5 protein-coding genes are annotated in these 1769 nt (G+C 39.0%); all 5 read left to right on the top strand.

Annotated features, from left to right (window positions below; all coding sequences use genetic code 11):
- On the top strand, positions 1-534 hold a 534-nt coding region (locus QTN94_RS19740; protein WP_331428625.1), incomplete at its 5' end, for an S-type pyocin domain-containing protein.
- On the top strand, positions 524-781 hold the full coding sequence (locus tag QTN94_RS19745) for a bacteriocin immunity protein (protein ID WP_331418713.1): 258 nt from the start codon (positions 524-526) through the stop codon (positions 779-781). The genes QTN94_RS19740 and QTN94_RS19745, both read left to right, overlap by 11 nt.
- Positions 782-868: 87 nt before the next feature.
- Positions 869-1111, top strand: a complete 243-nt coding sequence (locus tag QTN94_RS19750) for a DUF7683 domain-containing protein (RefSeq protein ID WP_331418712.1) — start codon at positions 869-871, stop codon at positions 1109-1111.
- Between the two features lie 66 nt (positions 1112-1177).
- On the top strand, positions 1178-1363 hold the full coding sequence (locus QTN94_RS19755) for a hypothetical protein (RefSeq protein WP_331428626.1): 186 nt from the start codon (positions 1178-1180) through the stop codon (positions 1361-1363).
- A complete protein-coding gene (locus tag QTN94_RS19760) occupies positions 1360-1746 on the top strand; it encodes a hypothetical protein (protein ID WP_331428628.1) in 387 nt (128 codons plus the stop codon). The genes QTN94_RS19755 and QTN94_RS19760 overlap by 4 nt, the downstream gene beginning before the upstream one ends.
- The last annotated feature ends 23 nt before the right edge of the window (positions 1747-1769 follow it).

Genomic DNA, 1769 nt, shown 5'->3' on the forward strand with positions numbered 1-1769 from the left:
ATTGAAGAGTACGAGCAAGAAATTGGCACGGTTCTCTACCCAGAAGAAGATCTAGTCGAATATATTATCACCTTCCCTGTGGATGCTGGGCTCCCTCCTCTTTACCTGATGTTCCAAAAAACGGCGCGTGATGAGTCTGGGGTGGTAACTGGTACAGGTAAAGACGTTGAGTGGGTCGATGGTTATTGGCTTGGGGAAGCTGCGAATGTCGGTCAAGGGCAGTATATTCCAACAAAAATTGCAGATGCGCTAAGAGGAAAAGAGTTTAATAGGTTTGCTGATTTACAGACAGCTATTTGGAAAGAAGTTGCTAAGAATCCAGAGTTATTTAAGCAGTTTGATAAACGGAATAAAATTCAAATACAAAAAGGTAACGCTCCCATGTGTTTACCTGATTATCAAAAAGGTGGGAGGATTCGTTATGAAATTCACCATATCGATCAGATTCAACATGGTGGTGAAGTGTATCATATTGACAACCTAAGAATTAACACAGCAAAAAATCATATAAGGATTCATTCAAATGAAAAATAAATTACAAGATTATACAGAGTCAGAGTTTTTACAGTTGTTATTGGCATCTGAAGAACTTGATTTTAGTGATGATGATTTGGATGAACTGGTAAATTTTTTCAATGAAAAGATCAAACATCCCAAAGGCAGCGCTTTGTTAACCCATCCTACAATGCTGGGAATAGAAGATTCATCAGACGCAATTATTGGAGAGCTAAAACGTTGGTACAAAGAACAAGGAAGGCCGTGTTTTAAAGATTCAATGTAATGATTCGAAAGGGGGGGAAGGAGAACCGTGGCGATTCACAGGGGAACAGACGAAGGATGCAGAACCTTCACGAAAGGTAGAAAAGTAATGAAAGTTTTAGTTGAAGCGTTTGACAAAAAAAGTGAGCTTTTGGTATCGGAAATCGAAGTGCAAAGGTCATATGTTGATCAGGTCTCAAAAGTACTAGATTTAAGTGACGATGATCTCCGGTTTCTATTAGCTGGTGCTGGTGGATTTGATATCTCGATTGATCAAGTTAAGGCAATTGAGACAATAATTGGTGAGGGTTTTTATAGCGCCCAATGCGACTATCAACTTGGAACAAGTTAACTATGACTTAGCGTTTAAATGTAAACCACCGGTGTAAATATCGCTGCTGCTGGCACGCTTTTAGTATTGGGTATTGTAGGAGTTACCTCTGCGCCTGTGTTAGCAATTGCTTCAATTGGTGCTTTTGTTGCAGGCGGTGCGGTTGGTGGAATTGGAGGTTCGACTATAGGTAAAACCATCGGTGATGGTTTTTACTTCTTGTATGAGAAGAGTATTGAGCTATCTGAATATATTGAAGAAGAGTTACTATGAGTTGGTATGAGATTATTGCGATTGTTTTAGGTATGACTTTTGGTGGATATTTAGTTCTTTGGTCTATCCCTGGTGCAATTATGCTCTCTATGGTTTCATTAGGTGATATTGAAAAAATTGTATTTATTGATAAGCAGGTAGCTAAGGATTTAGATAAATATTACGACGACCAAGGGTATATGAAATGGAACTATCAAATGTCCTACGCAATTGGAACTCGATTGATGGGTTACTGGCTTGCCTATCCTTTTATCAGGCATAGAGTGACCACTAAATCTAAAAAATTCAGACTGTTTATGTGGGTTAATTGTATTGGCAGCTGGATCTTTGTTATCGCATCATGCTTTTCCCTATTGGTGGAATGGCTGGAGACTATAGGTTAATCATTCACTGAAGCTGTACACCG

Origin of the sequence: Vibrio sp. M250220 (genome assembly GCF_036533795.1) — a bacterium.
Classification (GTDB): Bacteria; Pseudomonadota; Gammaproteobacteria; order Enterobacterales; family Vibrionaceae; genus Vibrio.

What these genes read in the sequence shown, in the direction of transcription:
- QTN94_RS19745 (WP_331418713.1), top strand. Translation starts at nt 524, where the DNA reads ATGAAAAATAAATTACAAGATTATACAGAGTCAGAGTTTTTACAGTTG.
- QTN94_RS19750 (WP_331418712.1), top strand. Translation starts at nt 869, where the DNA reads ATGAAAGTTTTAGTTGAAGCGTTTGACAAAAAAAGTGAGCTTTTGGTA.
- QTN94_RS19760 (WP_331428628.1), top strand. Translation starts at nt 1,360, where the DNA reads ATGAGTTGGTATGAGATTATTGCGATTGTTTTAGGTATGACTTTTGGT.